Source organism: Streptomyces sp. NBC_00846, from assembly GCF_045207325.1.
Taxonomy (GTDB): domain Bacteria; phylum Actinomycetota; class Actinomycetes; order Streptomycetales; family Streptomycetaceae; genus Streptomyces.
Map to the genome: position 1 here is coordinate 4,997,215 of NZ_CP108846.1, position 15,900 is coordinate 5,013,114.

Consider the following 15,900-nt stretch of genomic DNA (forward strand, 5'->3'; position numbering starts at 1 on the left):
AGTTTCGTGCACACGCTGAATCTGGGAATTCTGGCGCATGTCGACGCCGGTAAGACGAGCCTGACCGAGCGACTGCTCCACACCGCCGGTGTCATCGACGAGATCGGCAGCGTCGACGACGGGAACACCCAGACCGATTCCCTGGCGCTGGAACGGCAACGCGGTATCACGATCAAGTCCGCCGTCGTCTCGTTTCTCATCGACGACATCGAGGTCAATCTGATCGACACACCCGGTCACCCGGATTTCATCGCCGAGGTCGAACGGGTACTCAACGTGCTCGACGGCGCCGTGTTGGTGATCTCCGCGGTGGAGGGCGTACAGGCGCAGACCCGTGTTCTGATGCGGACACTGCGACGCCTGCGCATTCCGACACTCATTTTCGTGAACAAAGTCGATCGCGGCGGCGCGCAGGAGGAATCCCTGCTGCGGAGCATTTCGGAAAAACTCACCCCGGCCGTGATCGCCATGGGATCGGTCGACGGGAGGGGCTGCCAGGACGCCCGCTGCACGCCGTACACCGGGGCCGACGGGGGCTTTACGGACCGGCTGGCCGAGCTTCTCACCGGCCACGACGACGCGCTGCTGGCCGCGTACGTCGAGAACGCGGCGCCGCTCCCGTACCGCAGGCTGCGCGAAGGGCTGGCGGTACAGACCGGGCAGGCGCTGGTGCATCCGGTGTTCTTCGGGTCGGCGATCACCGGAGTGGGCGTGGACGCCCTGATCAGCGGGGTCAGGGAGCTGCTGCCCGTGAGCGCGGGCGATGCCGGCGGGCCGGTGTCGGGCACCGTCTTCAAGGTCGAGCGGGGGCCGGGCGGCGAGAAGATCGCGTACGTCCGGATGTTCTCAGGCACGGTACGGGTCCGCGACCGGCTGCCGTTCGGCCGGCGCGACGGACCCGCGGGCGGCGGAGACGGGCGCGGCGGGGGCGGGCGCGGTGAGGGGAAAGTGACCGCGATCAGTGTCTTCGACCGAGGTTCGGCCCGGCGCGAGGCGGCGGTCGGAGCCGGCCGGATCGCCAGGCTCCGGGGACTCGGCGACATCCGGGTCGGCGACACGGTCGGTGAACCGGACACGACCGGGCGGGGGAATTGGTTCGCCCCGCCGACACTGGAATCGGTCGTGGTCCCCAGTGCTCCGGTGAACAGGGGCGCGCTGCATTTTGCTCTCGCGCAACTCGCCGAGCAGGACCCATTGATCAATCTGCGTCAGGACGGAATCCGAAAAGAAGTGTCCGTCTCGCTCTACGGCGAGGTGCAGAAAGAAGTGATCCAGGCGACGCTCGCCGATGAATTCGGAATCGATGTCACCTTCCGCGAGACCACGACCATTTGCCTGGAGCGGCCGAACGGCAGCGGTGCGGCGTACGAGATCATCGGCCAGGACCCCAATCCATTTCTGGCGACCGTCGGTCTTCGGGTCGATCCGGCGCCGATCGGCAGCGGCATCGAATACCGGTTGGAGGTGGAACTCGGATCGATGCCGTATTCGCTGATGAGAGCGGTGGAGGAGACCGTCGGGGAGACCCTGCGGCAGGGAATTCACGGCTGGCAGGTCACCGATTGCCTCGTCACCATGACGCATTCCGGCTTCTGGCCCCGGCAGAGCCATTCCCATGGTGTCTTCGACAAGAGCATGTCGAGTACCGCCGGGGATTTCCGCAATCTGACCCCCCTGGTCCTGATGAGCGCGCTGAAGCAAGCCGGCACCACCGTCCACGAACCGATGCACCGCTTCCGGCTGGAACTCCCCACGGACCTGCTCGGCCCGGTCCTGCCCGTACTCGCACATCTAGGTGCCGTCCCCGGGACACCGGCCCCGCACGGTGCCGTATGCGTGCTGGAGGGAGAGATTCCGGCGGCCCGGGTCCACGGACTGCAACAGCGGCTCCCGGCCCTGACGCGCGGCGAAGGGGTCCTGGAATCCGAATTCGACTCCTATCGGGCGGTCAGGGGTGCGCCTCCGGCCCGGCCGCGCACCGACCGAGATCCCCTCAACCGCAAGGAGTACCTGCTGCACACGGTGCGCAGGATCGCCGGACGAGGAGACACCCACTGACCCGGACCGCCCCGCGACCCCCACCCGCACACACGTCCCCCGACCTGCACGGCTCCCGTTCCGCCCCGTTGTAAGGCACCCTGACTCCCTGCCGCCCACCACCGCCCGCAGGGAGTCAGTGCACCGTTGTCCAGAGTTGAGATCGACCACGAACAGCACCATCTCGACATGCTTCACGCCCGCGTGGAGGCCCTTCGCGAGCACGCCGGGCGTCAGCTGGCCGGTGTGCTGCGGGAGACCGGCGGTACCCGGCAGGGGCGGCTGGAGCGGGAGAGCGCCGCCGCCCGGTACGCGGGGCAGGTCGCGCGGTACGACGCCGCCGAGAACGGGCTCTGCTTCGGGCGACTCGACCTGCGCGACGGGGAACGGCACTACATCGGCCGGATCGGGCTGCCCGCCGAGTCCGCCGACGACGACCCGCTGCTGCTCGACTGGCGCGCCCCGGCGGCCCGCGCGTTCTACGTCGCCACGCCCGCGGCCCCCCACGGGGTGCGCAGGCGTCGCCACCTGGCCACCCGGGGCCGGCGGGTCGTCCGGCTGGACGACGAGGTGCTCGACCGGGACGGTGTGCCGGACAGCGAGCTGACCGGCGAGGCGGCCCTGCTCGCCTCCCTCGACACCGGGCGCACCGGCCGCATGCACGACATCGTCGCCACCCTCCAGGCCGAGCAGGACGCGATCATCCGCTCCGAGCACCGCGGCGTCCTCGTGGTCCAGGGCGGCCCCGGTACCGGCAAGACGGCGGTCGCCCTGCACCGGGCCGCGTATCTGCTCTACACCCACCAGCAGCTTGCTTCCCGGGGTGTGCTGGTCGTCGGCCCCAACCCCACCTTCATCGGGTACATCGGCCAGGTGCTGCCCGGTCTCGGCGAGAACAGCGTGCTGCTGTCCACCGTCGGAGAGCTGTACCCGGGGATCCGCGCGGACCGCGCCGAGGCACCGGAGACCGCCGAGCTCAAGGGGCGTACGGAGATGGCGGCCGTCATCGCCGCGGCGGTCCGGGACCGGCAGGTGCCCACGGCACCCGGGTACGGGATCGAGGTCGAGCTCGACGGGGACGTCGTCCGCCTCGGCCACGAGGAGTGCGTACGCGCCGCCGACACCGCCCGCGCGACCCGGCTGCCGCACAACCTGGCCGCCCCCGTCTTCCGGCGCGAGATCGTGGACGCGCTCGCCCGGCGGTCCGTGACCGCCACCCGCGACCTCGCCGACCGGCTGGAGGAGGACATCGCCGAGGTGCTCGCCGAGGCCGGACTCGACCGGGCCGTACGCGCCGACCTGGACGCCCTGCCGGGGCTGCTCGGCGACGACGACTCGGCCACCGCGCGGGAACGCACCGAGGCGCAGGACATCGACGACGCCCGGCGCCTGCTCGCCGCCGACGCCGACGTACGGGCCGCGCTCGACGCCCTGTGGCCGCCCCTGACCCCGCGGCAGCTCCTCACCGACCTGTACGGACAGCGCGCGCTCCTGGACTCCGCCGCGCCCGGACTCACCGACGCGGAACGGGAATTGCTGTTCCGTGCGCCGGACGGCGACGGCGGCTGGAGCGCCGCCGACGTACCGCTGCTGGACGAGGCCGCCGAACTGCTCGGCCAGGACAACCGCGCGGCCGAGGCCGCCGCCGCCCGCGAGCGGGCCGAGGGCGTCGCGTACGCGCAGGGCGTCCTGGACCTCGCGGCGGGCGACGCGGAGGACGAGGAGGAGGGCGGCCTCGCCGGACTGGTCGACGCGCGGACCCTCGCCGACCGTCACGAGGAACGAACCACCCGCACCGTCGCCGAACGGGCCTTCGCCGACCGGAGCTGGGTCTTCGGGCACATCATCGTCGACGAGGCGCAGGAACTGTCCCAGATGGCCTGGCGGCTGCTGATGCGGCGCTGCCCGACGCGCTCCATGACCCTGGTCGGCGACGTGGCCCAGACCGGCGACGCCGCCGGGGCCTCCTCGTGGGCCTCCGCACTCGCCCCGCACATCGGCGACCGGTGGCGGCAGGCGTCGCTCACCGTCAACTACCGGACCCCCGCCGAGATCATGGCGTCCACCACGGATGTGCTCGCCGCGCTCGGCCCCGGGCTCGAACCGCCGCGCTCGGTACGGGAGTCGGGCCTCGCCCCCTGGCGGCTGCGCACCGACGACACCGCCCGCACCCTCGCCGACCTGGCCGCGAAGGAGGCGGCGGCGCTGGACGAGGGCAGGCTCGCCGTGATCGTCCCCGACGCGCGACGCGACGAACTGGGGGCCGCGGTGGCCGGTGCGGTGCCCGGCACGGCGTACGGGGAGGAGCCCGACCTGGAGAACCGGGTCGTGGTCCTCGGCGTGCGGCAGGCCAAGGGGCTGGAGTTCGACGCGGTACTGCTGGCCGACCCCGCGGCCGTCCTCGACCGTTCGGTGCGCGGCCTGAACGACCTGTACGTGGCCCTGACCCGGGCCACGCAACGCCTGGGCATCGTGCACGAGGGCCCGGCCCCCGAGGTACTGGCGACGGCGGTGCGGGAGCGGGGCTGAAGGCACGGGCCTGGGGGCTCGGGGGGTGAAGGCTCGGGCGTAGGGGAACGGAGTGGCGGACCGGGGCGCGAGAGGGCCCGCGTATCCCGCGGGATTCAGTTCAGCATCGCCCGCGCCGCCCGCGCCTTCCGCCGGATCGCTTCCGCCGCGTCGGGCTCGACCGTGCCGACGACGTCCGCGTACTCCTCCATCTCCGCCGCCCCGCGCAGGAACTGCCCGCTCTGCACGAGCAGCTGCGCCCGCTCGTACCGCAGCCGGGCCGGGTGCGAGGGCAGCAGCAGCGAGAGGTCCACCGCCCAGAGGGCCACGTCCGTCCGTTCCGGGCGGGTGGCCGCCCACGCCCTGATGTTGTTCAGGATCCGCAGCACGATCTCCAGCGGCGGCGCCGGCACGAGCATCGACTCGTGGAGGGGCTCCCCGGTCGCCCCCGCCACCAGCAGTTCCGCGTCCTGCCCGGTCATCGGGCGGCCGCCGTCGAACGGATCGGCCAGCACCCGCTCGGCCGGATCGCCGAACCCGACGACGAAATGGCCGGGCAGCGCCACCCCGTACACCGGAGCGCCCGCCCGCCGCGCCACCTCGATCCACACCACGGACAGCAGGATCGGCAGCCCGCGCCGCCGCCGCAGCACCTCGTGCAGCAGCGACGACTCCAGCCGCTGGTAGTCCGCCGACGAGCCCCCGAAACCGCACCGCTCGCCGAGCAGTTCCGCCAGGGCCGAGGCCCAGGCCCGGCCGCCCCGCACCCCGTACGGGAGCCGCCCCGCCAGCTCGTCCAGTTCGATCTGCGCGGCGTCGGTCCCGTTCGCGTCCAGCGCCGGGTCGGCCACCGCGCCCAGCAGCAGGCAGAGCAGCGCGAGATCCGGTCGCTCGGCGCGCGCCTCCTCGGCGAACCGCCGGTACAGCTCGTCCCGGCCGGGGCGCCCGGGACGGTCGGACTCGTGAGGACTCATCGCGCCTCCCCGCCCCGTCACGCCGACCGGAAGTGGTGATACCGGTGATGGACCGCGAACCCCATGCCGTCGTACAGCGCCCGCGCCGCGTCGTTGTCCGTCTCGACCTGGAGCCACGCCGCCGAGGCGCCCTCGTCCAGGGCCTTGCGGGCGAGCGCGGTCATCACGGCGGAGGCCAGCCCGCGCCGCCGGTGCGCCGGGTCCACCTCGACGGCCATGAAACCGGCCCACCGCCCGTCCACCACGCACCGCCCGATCGCGGCGGGCGCCGCGCCTGCGGCGTCACCGGGCACGGTGGCGAACCACACCGACGGACCGCCGCGCAGCACCTGGAGGACGTGCGGCCCCGGCGTCTCGAAGCGCTGGTAGCGGGAGAGCCACGCCTCGTCGAGGTCCCGGCTCAGCCGCACCCCGGACACCTCTGCGTCCCGATCGCCGACCGGTGCCAGCGCGGCGATCCGTACCTCCGCCGTCACCTCGCGCCGCCACCCGCGCTCCTCCAGCTCGGCGCAGAGCAGTTCCTGGGTGCCCTCCGCACCGGTCGCCGTCTGGATGTACGCGGGCAGTTCCCGCTCCTCGTACCACCGCCGGACGCGCCCGAGCGCCTCGTCGAGCGGCATGCCCGGATCGCCGAGCGGCAGCACGGAGTTGGCGCGGCGGGTGAAACCCCGGGCGGCGCGCAGCCGCCAGTCGCCCAGCGGCACGCTCTCCACCGGCTGCCAGGCGCGGGCACAGACGGGCGCGAGCTCGTCGAAGGAGGCCGCAGGACCGCGCCGCCGGGCCGGAGCGGCGGGCACGACCTTGCCCGCCACCAGCGTCGATTCGGGGATACGGACGGAATCTCCGCCCTTCGTTGTGATCGACAGCACACCGTTGTCCCACGATGTGAGAACACCAACCGTGTCGGTGAATTTCGCCCCTTGCGGGCCGCCCTCCGACGTACGCCGGACTGATACCCGTTTGCCCACGTCAGCCGGTGTAATTCGGACTTCGAGTTGTCCGCCGATGGTGAATTCCACAGCTCTCTCCGCCCCTCCTGTTCGGTTCGTGCCCGCGAACGGAGATACTAGAGGCGGGCATCGACGACGCCGCGCTCCCGCGCGAGAGCCAACGCCCTACCGAGGAGGAACGACAGCGTGACCTACGTCATCGCGCAGCCTTGTGTCGACGTGAAGGACAAGGCCTGCATCGAAGAGTGCCCCGTCGACTGCATCTATGAGGGCCAGCGGTCCTTGTACATCCACCCGGACGAATGCGTCGACTGTGGAGCCTGTGAGCCGGTGTGCCCGGTCGAGGCGATCTTCTACGAGGACGACACCCCGGAGGAGTGGAAGGACTACTACAAGGCGAACGTCGAGTTCTTCGACGACCTCGGCTCGCCCGGTGGTGCCTCCAAGCTGGGCCTGATCGAACGCGACCACCCGTTCATCGCCGCGCTGCCGCCGCAGAACCAGTAGTCGACGGCAGGCAGGTGCGCCGCCTCGGTCCCGTACGGCTCGTCTCCGTACGGGACCGAGGTGTTTTTGCCGCCGGAGCGGCCCGAGTCATCCTCGGAATCCCCGTACGAGAAAGCAGAGATCCGTGTCCGCAGTCTCCTCCCGTCTCCCGGTCTTCCCCTGGGACAAGCTCGCGCCCTACAAGTCGACGGCCGCTGCCCACCCGGACGGCATCGTGGACCTGTCCGTCGGCACGCCCGTCGACCCGGTGCCCGAGCTGATCCAACAGGCGCTCGTCGCCGCCGCGGACAGCCCCGGCTATCCGACGGTGTGGGGGACCGCCGAGCTGCGCGACGCGATCACCGGCTGGGTGGAGCGGCGGCTCGGCGCGGTTTCCGTGGCACACGAGAACGTCCTGCCGGTCGTCGGCTCCAAGGAGCTGGTGGCCTGGCTGCCGACCCAGCTCGGTCTCGGCGCGGGCGACAAGGTGGCGTACCCGCGCCTCGCCTACCCGACGTACGAGGTGGGCGCCCGGCTCTGCGGCGCCGAGCCCGTCGTCTACGACGACCCCACCGAGCTGGACCCGGCCGGGCTGAAGCTGCTCTGGCTCAACTCGCCGTCCAACCCGACCGGTCGTGTCCTGTCCAAGGAGGAGCTGACCCGGATCGTCGCCTGGGCGCGCGAGCACGGCGTACTGGTCTTCAGCGACGAGTGCTACCTGGAGCTGGGCTGGGAGGCCGAACCCGTCTCCGTACTGCACCCGGATGTCTGCGGCGGTACGTACGAGGGCGTCGTCTCCGTCCACTCGCTCTCCAAGCGCTCCAACCTGGCCGGATACCGCGCGGCCTTCATCGCGGGCGACGCGGCCGTGCTCGGCGAGCTGCTGCTGATCCGCAAGCACGGCGGCATGATGACGCCCGCCCCGGTCCAGGCGGCGACGATCGCGGCGCTCGGCGACGACGAGCACGTCGCCGAGCAGCGGACCCGGTACGCGGAGCGGCGCGCGGCCCTGCGCGCGGCGCTGGAGGCGCACGGCTTCCGTGTCGAGCACAGCGAGGCGAGCCTGTACCTGTGGGCGACGCGCGACGAGCCGTGCTGGGAGACCGTGGCCTACCTGGCGGAACTCGGCGTCCTGGTGGCGCCGGGCGACTTCTATGGGCCGGCCGGTGACCGCTTCGTACGCGTGGCGTTCACGGCGACGGACGAGCGGGTGGCCGCCGCGGTCAAGCGGCTGGCCTGATCGCCGGCATCCCATGCGAGGGGCCTCGGGAGTGCGCACTCCCGAGGCCCCTCGCATGGGTGACGCGCCGGCCGGTGGCCGGTGCGGGTCAGCCGATCGGCAGGCCCTGGGTGGGCAGACCGCCCTGGGGCGCGGCACCGGCGGCGCCGCCGAGGACCTTGCCCGCGCTGCCCGCGGCACCGCCGGCGGCGCCCTGCACGGCGGGAGCGGCCTGGGCGCCGGCCTTGCCGACGGTCTTGCCCGCGGCCGGGAGGGCCGTCCCGACGATCTTGCCGCCGGTCTCGCTCGCGGCCTTGGTGCCCTGCTGCGACGCGCCGTCGACCGTCTTGCCGAGGCCGGTGCCGTCGACGGTGGTCAGACCGCCGAGCTCCGGGGTCTGCGGGAGCGCCGCGGCACCTGCGGCTCCGGCCGCACCGACCACGGGGGCTGCACCCGCGGCGATCAGCAGCGCGGCACGGGCGATCCGGCGGGTCAGGGGGAGAGGCATGATGCTCCTTCGACGGAATGAGGGATCGGTCTGTCCGTTGATCGGACGCAATGACAACCGTCGTAAGGGCGGTGGAGGTTGCGGTACACCGAGGTAAAGAGTCGGCAATGCGTCACATAATCCGCAATGGACGAACCCGGGCGGACGGTGCATTCCCGGAGCGGCCGATGAGCCGTCACTTCTCGTTGTACACAGGGGAATTGGACGGTGGGGGAGAGGTTCTGGGAAGGGGTGCGCGGATGGATGTTCCGGAGGGAGCGGACAACCCCTGCGGGTGACTCCTCGCACTGCTGGACGACTACGACATCGGTCGCCTACCGCACCGGTCGACTACGGCGCGAGCCCCATGCGGACCTCGCTGGTGCCCGGGCCCTTGCCGTCCGTACCGTCCGTACGCACCGTCCGCCAGCCGTCCCCGGCCCTCCACACCCGGTCCGCGTACGCGACCTCGTCCAAGTGGAGCGCCTCGGACCGCGCGACGGCCCAGTGCGCGAGCTCCCAGCCGCGCCGTGACGGGGCGTCGCTTTCGGAGGCGCGGGCCGTCCGCACCGTGACCGTGCGCGCCGCCGTCGCCGGCGCACCGGCCGTGCCCTTGCCGTCCTGCCGCGCCGACGGCCGCTCCGCGGTCAGCACGTCCTTGCCGAAGTCGCGCACCAGCTCGGCCCGCACCTTCGCCGTGTCGGCCTTCGCGGCCGTCGTCCGCGGCGGCGTGCAGTTCAGCGCGGCGGGCGTACGGCCGGTCAGCGCGGCCGCCAGCAACGCCGCGTCCGGCTCGTGCTTCGCGTACGCCTGCGGGAAGCCACTGCGCTGGACCCGCTGCGCGGCGACCGTCAGCGGCAGCCGCGAATAGCCGGGAACCTCGGCCAGGTGCCGGTAGAACTCCCCGGCGGAGTAGACCGGGTCCAGGATCTGCTTCTCGGTGCCCCAGCCCTGCGAGGGACGCTGCTGGAACAGCCCCAGCGAGTCCCGGTCGCCGTGGTCGATGTTGCGCAGCGCCGACTCCTGCAGCGCGGTCGCCAGCGCGATCGTCACCGCGCGCTCCGGCATCCCGCGCGAGGTGCCGACCGCGGAGATCGTCGCGGCGTTCGAAGCCTGCTCCGGACTCAGCCGGTACGTACGGCCCTGGCCGGGTGAACCGTCGGCGGACTTCACGGTGCACCCTTCGGTGACCCGGCTGCCGGATACGTACTTCACGGTCAGATAGCCGCCCAGCGCGGCGAGCACGCCAAAGGCAGCCGTGACGCGCAGGAGGCGGGAGCGGCGGGTGTGGCGGCGGGCGGGGGAGACTTTCCGAGGCACGGGGCCACCGTACTGGAGTGCCCGGCCGGGGCCGAGGGCCCCAGGGCCTGTCCGGCGGATCGGGGGCGGACAGGCCAGCCTCCCGGGGACGGTTCCGTTCGTCTAGGGTCGGTTCCATGCCCGAAAGCACGCTTGATCTCACCCTGGACGGCCCCGCGCTCACCGCCCGGCTCGTCGACTTCCCGTCGGTCAGCGGTCAGGAGAAGGACCTCGCCGACGCGATCGAGTCGGCGCTGCGCACCCTGGGGCACCTGACCGTCGACCGGCACGGCAACAACATCGTCGCGCGGACGGACCTGGGCCGTGCCGAGCGGGTCGTGCTCGCCGGACACATCGACACCGTGCCGATCGCCGACAACGTGCCGTCCCGGCTCGACGACGACGGCGTGCTGTGGGGCTGCGGCACCTCCGACATGAAGTCGGGCGTCGCCGTGCAGCTGAGGATCGCCGCGACCGTGCCCGAGCCCAACCGCGACCTCACCTTCGTCTTCTACGACAACGAAGAGGTCGCCGCGCACCTCAACGGACTCGGCCACGTCGCCGCCGCGCACCCCGACTGGCTGGCGGGTGACTTCGCCGTACTCCTGGAGGGCTCCGACGCCGAGGTCGAGGGCGGCTGCCAGGGCACCCTGCGGGTCTTCCTCCGCACCGAGGGGGAACGGGCCCACTCCGCGCGCGGCTGGATGGGGTCCAACGCCATCCACGCCGCCGCCCCGATCCTGGCCCGCCTCGCCGCGTACGAACCGCGCCGCCCGGTCATCGACGGACTCGAATACCACGAGGGCCTCAACGCGGTACGGATCGAGGGCGGCGTCGCCAACAACGTCATCCCCGACGCCTGCACCGTCGTCGTCAACTACCGGTACGCCCCCGACCGCACCGCCGAAGAGGCGCTCGCCCACGTCCACGAGGTCTTCGCGGACTGCGGCGTCGCCGAATTCATCGTCGACGACCACTCGGGCGCGGCCATGCCCGGCCTCTCCCACCCGGCGGCCAAGGCGTTCATGGCGGCGGTCGGCGGCACCGCCAAGCCCAAGTTCGGCTGGACGGACGTCTCCCGCTTCAGTTCCCTCGGCGTCCCCGCGGTGAACTACGGCCCCGGCGACCCGCTCCTCGCGCACAAGCGCAACGAGCACGTGGCGGTCGACCGGATCACCCACTGCGAGGAACGCCTCCGCTCCTGGCTCACCGGCTGACCCACGGTATTCCCCTCGTCGTAACCTCCGTCGATCTACCCTGACCTGACACAGATGGTCATCGGTGATGGTCATCGATCGTCGGAGGGAGCAGGTCATGGGCAACCCCGAGGGAGCGCACGTCCCCGAGGAGCAGCGGCAGGGGCCGGTGCTCCGCCGCAGGGACCAGGTGCAGCCCGGCACCACCGACCAGCGGCTGCTGGACACCGAGGGCGATTCCGAGTGGGTGCACACCGACCCCTGGCGGGTGATGCGCATCCAGTCGGAGTTCGTCGAAGGGTTCGGCGCCCTCGCCGAGCTGCCGAGTGCCATCAGCGTCTTCGGCTCGGCCCGCACCCCGGCCGGCGGCCCGGACTACGAGGCGGGCGTACGGATCGGCAAGGCCCTGGTCGAAGCCGGCTTCGCAGTGATCACCGGAGGCGGCCCCGGAGCCATGGAGGCGGCGAACAAGGGAGCCCGGGAGGCGAAGGGCATCTCGGTCGGACTCGGCATCGAGCTGCCCTTCGAGTCCGGCCTCAACCCGCACGTCGACATCGGCGTCAACTTCCGCTACTTCTTCGTCCGCAAGACGATGTTCGTGAAGTACGCACAGGGCTTCGTCGTCCTGCCGGGCGGCCTCGGCACCCTGGACGAACTCTTCGAGGCCCTCACCCTCGTCCAGACGGGCAAGGTCACCCGCTTCCCGATCGTGCTGTTCGGCACCGCGTACTGGAACGGGCTCGTGGACTGGCTGCGGGACACGGTGGTGGCACAGGGCAAGGCGTCGGAGCACGACCTGCTGCTGTTCCACGTCACCGACGACGTCGACGAGGCGGTCAACCTCGTCACGAAGGAGGTCGGCCGGGTCCGCCGCTAGTGCCCTTCCCGGCAGGCTTTGCCCCGTCGCGTCGTCCAGCACGCACTCCCCCAAGGCCTTGAGGGCCAGGGGGGACCCCCTTCTGCGTTGGCCGAAAGCCCTGGTAGCTCCTTCCCCAAGCTCTCAACTTCGTTCGAGCAGGGGAGGCCCCGTTCAAGGACTTCCGGCCGCCTTGCGATCGCACGCACTGGACGACGCTCCTGCCGGGCAAACATTGCCGGTCGCGGCACTTGGCATCTGTCCACCGGGCACCTCTCCGGCGGAGCAGGGCAGGGCACGGACAGGCCCCTGGAACCGGGGGCTCCGCACGGGCGTTCCCAAGCCCCTCCGGCGATCGAGGAGCGGGTCCGGGGCGGAGCCCCGATCGGTCAGGCCAGTCCGCGTCGCGCGACCGCGGGCTCCCGGTGGCCGGCGATGGACGCGACCATGTCCAGCACCTGCCGCGTCTCCGCCACCTCGTGCACCCGGTACACCCGCGCCCCCAGCCACGCCGACACGGCCGTCGTCGCGAGCGTCCCGAGCAACCGTTCCTTCACCGGCCGGTCGAGCGTCTCGCCGACGAAGTCCTTGTTGGACAGCGATACGAGGACGGGCCAGCCGGTCTCCGTCATCTCGTCGAGCCGGCGCGTCGCCTCCAGGGAATGCCGGGTGTTCTTCGCGAAGTCGTGACCGGGGTCGATCATGATCCCGTCCGGCCGCACCCCGAGCCCGACCGCCCGCTCGGCCAGCCCCACCGTCACGCGCAGGATGTCCGCCATCACGTCGTCGTACGCGACCCGGTGCGGCCGGGTCCGCGGTTCGGCGCCGCCCGCGTGCGTACACACCAGACCGGCGCCGTAGCGCGCGGCGACGTCCGCGAGCCTCGGGTCGACGCCGCCCCACGCGTCGTTCAGCACGTCCGCACCGGCCTCGCAGACCGCCTCGCCGACGTCGTGGCGCCAGGTGTCGACGCTGATCACCACGTCCGGATGGCGGCGCCGCACCTCTGCGACGAAGCCCACCGTGCGACGGGCCTCCTCCTCGGCGGTCACCTCTTCACCGGGGCCCGCCTTCACGCCCCCGATGTCGACGATCGCCGCGCCGTCCGCGATCGCCTGCTCGACCCGGGCGAGCGCGGGCTCGTCCCGGAAGGTCGCGCCCTGGTCGTAGAAGGAGTCCGGGGTACGGTTCACGATCGCCATGATCACCGGCTCGTGCGCACCGAATTCACGCCGCCCGAGCCTGAGCGCACCGCTTCGCATCCCGTGTATCTCCTCTGGATAGATCGCCCGTGGGTCGCCTGCGACCCTAACTGTCGGTACCGCATGGCACGATCGGACTCGGACAGGTTTCCGCTCTTGGGGAGATGCGCGTGTTCTGGTTCTTGCTGCTGGCGATGGTGGTGGTCGTGGCCGCGGTCACCCTCGCGGTGGTCGGCGGAGGGAAGAGCGCCGTCCTGCAGGACGTGGCGCCCGAGCAGCTGACCGACCCGCTGCCCGCGACGCGTCCGGTCGGCCGCGCGGATGTCGAGGCGGTGCGGCTGCCCGTGACCGTACGCGGCTACCGCATGACGGATGTCGACGAGGTGCTCGGCAGACTCGGCGCCGAGCTCGCAGAGCGGGACGCGCGGATCGCGGAGCTGGAGGCGGCGCTGGCCGGGGCGCAGGCGACCGCGGTCGGCGGCCCCGATCTCCTCGAGCGGCCGGAGGACCGGCCGCAGCCGGCCACGGAGCGCCCCGAGGACCGCCCGAAGGCGCCGTGGGAGGCGCCGGGCCGGGACCCGCGGCAGGAACCCCGCCAGGACCCCGGACAGGGCCCTTGGCAGGCCACCCGGTCCGATCCGCAGCGCGACCCCTGGCAGGCGCCGCAGCGGGACCTCCGGCAGGACCCCCGGCCCGATCCGCGGCAAACGCCCGGACAGCCCCAGCGAACCGGAGAGGAGCCCCGGCGATGAGCGGCGGCGCACAGACGGCCCCGGACGGCGGACTGCGCTGCCCCTGGGGGCTCTCCACCGAGGACTACCTCGCGTACCACGACACCGAATGGGGCAAGTCCGTCCACGGCGACGACGCCCTGTTCGAACGGCTCTGCCTGGAGGCGTTCCAGTCCGGCCTCTCCTGGCTGACGATCCTGCGCCGCCGCGAGGGCTTCCGCTCCGCCTTCGCCGGGTTCAAGATCCCCGCCGTGGCGGAGTTCACCGACGCCGACAAGGAGCGGCTCCTCGCCGACGCCGGGATCATCCGCAACCGGGCGAAGATCGAGGCGACCCTCGCCAACGCCAAGGTCCTGGCCGACTGGCGCCCGGGCGAGCTGGACGACCTGATCTGGTCCCACGCCCCCGACCCGGCCGGCCGTCCGGCCCCGCGCACCGTCGAAGACGTCGCCGCGGTCACTCCGGAGTCCACGGCGCTGGCCAAGGACCTCAAGAAGCGCGGGATCCGGTTCGTCGGACCCACGACGGCCTACGCCCTGATGCAGGCCTGCGGCCTGGTCGACGACCACCTGGCCGACTGCGTGGCACGCGGAGGAGCGGGGGCGTAGGCCCGGTCGGGGGCGGCTACCGCCCGAGGTACTTCGGCTTCTCCTTGTTCAGGAACGCCTGCACCGCGATCGTGTGGTCCTCGGACGCGCCCGCCTTCGTCTGGAGTTCGTCCTCCTTCTCCAGCGCCTCGCTCAGGGTGTGAGCGGCGCCGTAGGCCAGGGACTCCTTGAGCGCGGCGTACGCCACCGTGGGACCGGACGCCAGGGCGCGGGCCACACCGGCGGCCTCGGCGGCCAGGTCGGCTGCGGGCACCAGCTTGTTCACGATGCCCAGCTCGTGGGCGTCCTGCGCGGAGATCGACCGCGGGAAGAGCAGCAGATCGGCGGCGCGGCTCTGCCCGATCAGACGGGGCAGCGTCCAGGAGACGCCCGAGTCGGCGGTCAGGGCGACACCGGCGAAGGACGTGTTGAACGAGGCGGTGTCGGCGACCACCCGGTAGTCGCAGGCCAGCGCGAACCCGAAACCGGCCCCGGCCGCGACACCGTTCACCCCGGCGACGACCGGCTTGGGCATCTCGGTGATGGCCCGCACGATCGGGTTGTAGTGCTCCTGCACGGTGCTCAGCGCGTTGCCGCCGCCGGACTCACGGGCCTCGGCGAGCTTGCCGACGTGCTCCTTCAGATCCTGGCCGACGCAGAAGGCGCGCCCGGTCGCGGTGAGCAGAACGGCCCGTACGGCGGTGTCGGCCGCCGCGGACTGCAGGGCGTCACGGAGTGCCACCTTGGCCTCGGCGTTCATGGCGTTCATCGCGTCGGGACGGTTGATCGTGATCGTCGCGAGTCCGTCGCTCACTTCATGGAGCACGCTGTCCGCCATCTGGTCGGCCATTTCGCTGTCCCCTCTGCACCTCGGGCAATGCCTGTCCAGGCAAGCATGGCCGACTCGGGCCGGAGCGAACATGTGACCTGCGTCTAACAATTGCGCTCCGATGAAGGGGCGCGGAGGGCGGAGTATCGCAGCTCGATCGCCGAATTGGGTGGTTTTGAGAGAGCGCGTTGCGCAAGCGATGCCGACCGATGTTGGTCATCGGGGTCTGTGATGCGGGATAATGGCCATGAAGCAATGTGTTCGATGCCGGTGACACAGCGCCTGTCATGGGGCCGCCGGTTGCGATGAAGCTGGTTTCAGGAAGGGGAACGAGCATGGCGGCCATGAAGCCGCGGACGGGCGACGGCCCGCTCGAGGTGACAAAGGAGGGGCGGGGCATCGTCATGCGCGTTCCGCTCGAAGGCGGCGGTCGGCTTGTCGTGGAGCTGACTCCGGACGAGGCCGATGCACTCGGCGATGCCCTCAAGAAGGTCGTCGGCTGAGCAGAGGCGCCCACACTTCTCCACTGCCCCGGCACG

The 15,900-nt window shown here is 71.9% G+C and carries 14 protein-coding genes and 1 pseudogene; 9 read left to right on the forward strand and 6 right to left on the reverse strand.

All coding sequences use genetic code 11. The features are described from left to right. The first annotated feature begins 6 nt into the window (after positions 1 to 6). Both OG936_RS23180 and OG936_RS23185 read left to right on the forward strand, forming a co-directional pair. Positions 7 to 2,058, forward strand: a complete 2,052-nt coding sequence (locus tag OG936_RS23180; protein ID WP_406497152.1) for a GTP-binding protein — start codon at positions 7 to 9, stop codon at positions 2,056 to 2,058. 126 nt (positions 2,059 to 2,184) lie between these two features. Then, positions 2,185 to 4,566 (forward strand): HelD family protein, encoded by a 2,382-nt coding sequence (locus OG936_RS23185; RefSeq protein WP_406497154.1) that lies wholly within the window; start codon positions 2,185 to 2,187, stop codon positions 4,564 to 4,566. Positions 4,567 to 4,661: 95 nt separating this feature from the next. On the opposite strand, the gene OG936_RS23190 is transcribed toward OG936_RS23185, so the two are convergent. Continuing rightward, positions 4,662 to 5,519: a tetratricopeptide repeat protein gene (locus tag OG936_RS23190; RefSeq protein ID WP_406497155.1), complete on the reverse strand. Its 858-nt coding sequence runs from the start codon at positions 5,517 to 5,519 to the stop codon at positions 4,662 to 4,664. A 17-nt stretch (positions 5,520 to 5,536) separates the two neighbouring features. Continuing rightward, the gene (locus OG936_RS23195; RefSeq protein WP_406497157.1) at positions 5,537 to 6,538 is read right to left on the reverse strand and encodes a GNAT family N-acetyltransferase; all 1,002 of its coding nucleotides are present in this window, start codon (positions 6,536 to 6,538) and stop codon (positions 5,537 to 5,539) included. A 117-nt stretch (positions 6,539 to 6,655) separates the two neighbouring features. Here OG936_RS23195 and fdxA point away from each other — a divergent pair, with 117 nt between their 5' ends. Then, positions 6,656 to 6,976, forward strand: coding sequence for a ferredoxin (fdxA, locus tag OG936_RS23200; protein WP_037688837.1), 321 nt, complete (start codon positions 6,656 to 6,658; stop codon positions 6,974 to 6,976). A gap of 124 nt (positions 6,977 to 7,100) precedes the next feature. After that, positions 7,101 to 8,195 (forward strand): succinyldiaminopimelate transaminase, encoded by a 1,095-nt coding sequence (gene dapC / locus OG936_RS23205; protein ID WP_406497159.1) that lies wholly within the window; start codon positions 7,101 to 7,103, stop codon positions 8,193 to 8,195. A gap of 88 nt (positions 8,196 to 8,283) precedes the next feature. On the opposite strand, the gene OG936_RS23210 is transcribed toward dapC, so the two are convergent. Both OG936_RS23210 and OG936_RS23215 read right to left on the reverse strand, forming a co-directional pair. Beyond that, positions 8,284 to 8,682, reverse strand: a complete 399-nt coding sequence (locus tag OG936_RS23210) for an ATP-binding protein (RefSeq protein ID WP_406497161.1) — start codon at positions 8,680 to 8,682, stop codon at positions 8,284 to 8,286. A 330-nt stretch (positions 8,683 to 9,012) separates the two neighbouring features. Next, positions 9,013 to 9,981 carry a hypothetical protein gene (locus tag OG936_RS23215; protein WP_406497163.1) on the reverse strand — a complete coding sequence of 323 codons (969 nt, stop codon included), beginning with the start codon at positions 9,979 to 9,981 and terminating at the stop codon, positions 9,013 to 9,015. Positions 9,982 to 10,097: 116 nt separating this feature from the next. Between OG936_RS23215 and dapE the strand changes: the two genes are divergently transcribed. Both dapE and OG936_RS23225 read left to right on the forward strand, forming a co-directional pair. After that, positions 10,098 to 11,177, forward strand: coding sequence for a succinyl-diaminopimelate desuccinylase (gene dapE / locus OG936_RS23220; protein ID WP_383755500.1), 1,080 nt, complete (start codon positions 10,098 to 10,100; stop codon positions 11,175 to 11,177). Positions 11,178 to 11,274: 97 nt separating this feature from the next. Continuing rightward, on the forward strand, positions 11,275 to 12,033 hold the full coding sequence (locus OG936_RS23225; protein ID WP_406497165.1) for a TIGR00730 family Rossman fold protein: 759 nt from the start codon (positions 11,275 to 11,277) through the stop codon (positions 12,031 to 12,033). A 368-nt stretch (positions 12,034 to 12,401) separates the two neighbouring features. Here the strand turns inward: OG936_RS23225 and folP are convergent, their stop codons facing one another. Then, complete coding sequence (folP, locus tag OG936_RS23230; RefSeq protein ID WP_406497167.1) at positions 12,402 to 13,274, reverse strand: dihydropteroate synthase; 873 nt, start codon at positions 13,272 to 13,274, stop codon at positions 12,402 to 12,404. A 110-nt stretch (positions 13,275 to 13,384) separates the two neighbouring features. On the opposite strand from folP, the pseudogene OG936_RS23235 reads away from it, so the two are divergent. Beyond that, positions 13,385 to 13,771 (forward strand): annotated as a pseudogene (locus tag OG936_RS23235) (DivIVA domain-containing protein); the annotation flags it as partial. Between the two features lie 191 nt (positions 13,772 to 13,962). Next, the gene (locus OG936_RS23240; RefSeq protein ID WP_406497169.1) at positions 13,963 to 14,553 is read left to right on the forward strand and encodes a DNA-3-methyladenine glycosylase I; all 591 of its coding nucleotides are present in this window, start codon (positions 13,963 to 13,965) and stop codon (positions 14,551 to 14,553) included. Positions 14,554 to 14,569: 16 nt separating this feature from the next. Here OG936_RS23240 and OG936_RS23245 read toward each other — a convergent pair whose 3' ends face one another. Further along, the gene (locus tag OG936_RS23245) at positions 14,570 to 15,382 is read right to left on the reverse strand and encodes an enoyl-CoA hydratase/isomerase family protein (protein ID WP_406497170.1); all 813 of its coding nucleotides are present in this window, start codon (positions 15,380 to 15,382) and stop codon (positions 14,570 to 14,572) included. A 314-nt stretch (positions 15,383 to 15,696) separates the two neighbouring features. On the opposite strand from OG936_RS23245, the gene OG936_RS23250 reads away from it, so the two are divergent. After that, positions 15,697 to 15,864 (forward strand): DUF3117 domain-containing protein, encoded by a 168-nt coding sequence (locus OG936_RS23250; RefSeq protein ID WP_003966491.1) that lies wholly within the window; start codon positions 15,697 to 15,699, stop codon positions 15,862 to 15,864. Positions 15,865 to 15,900 lie beyond the last annotated feature (36 nt).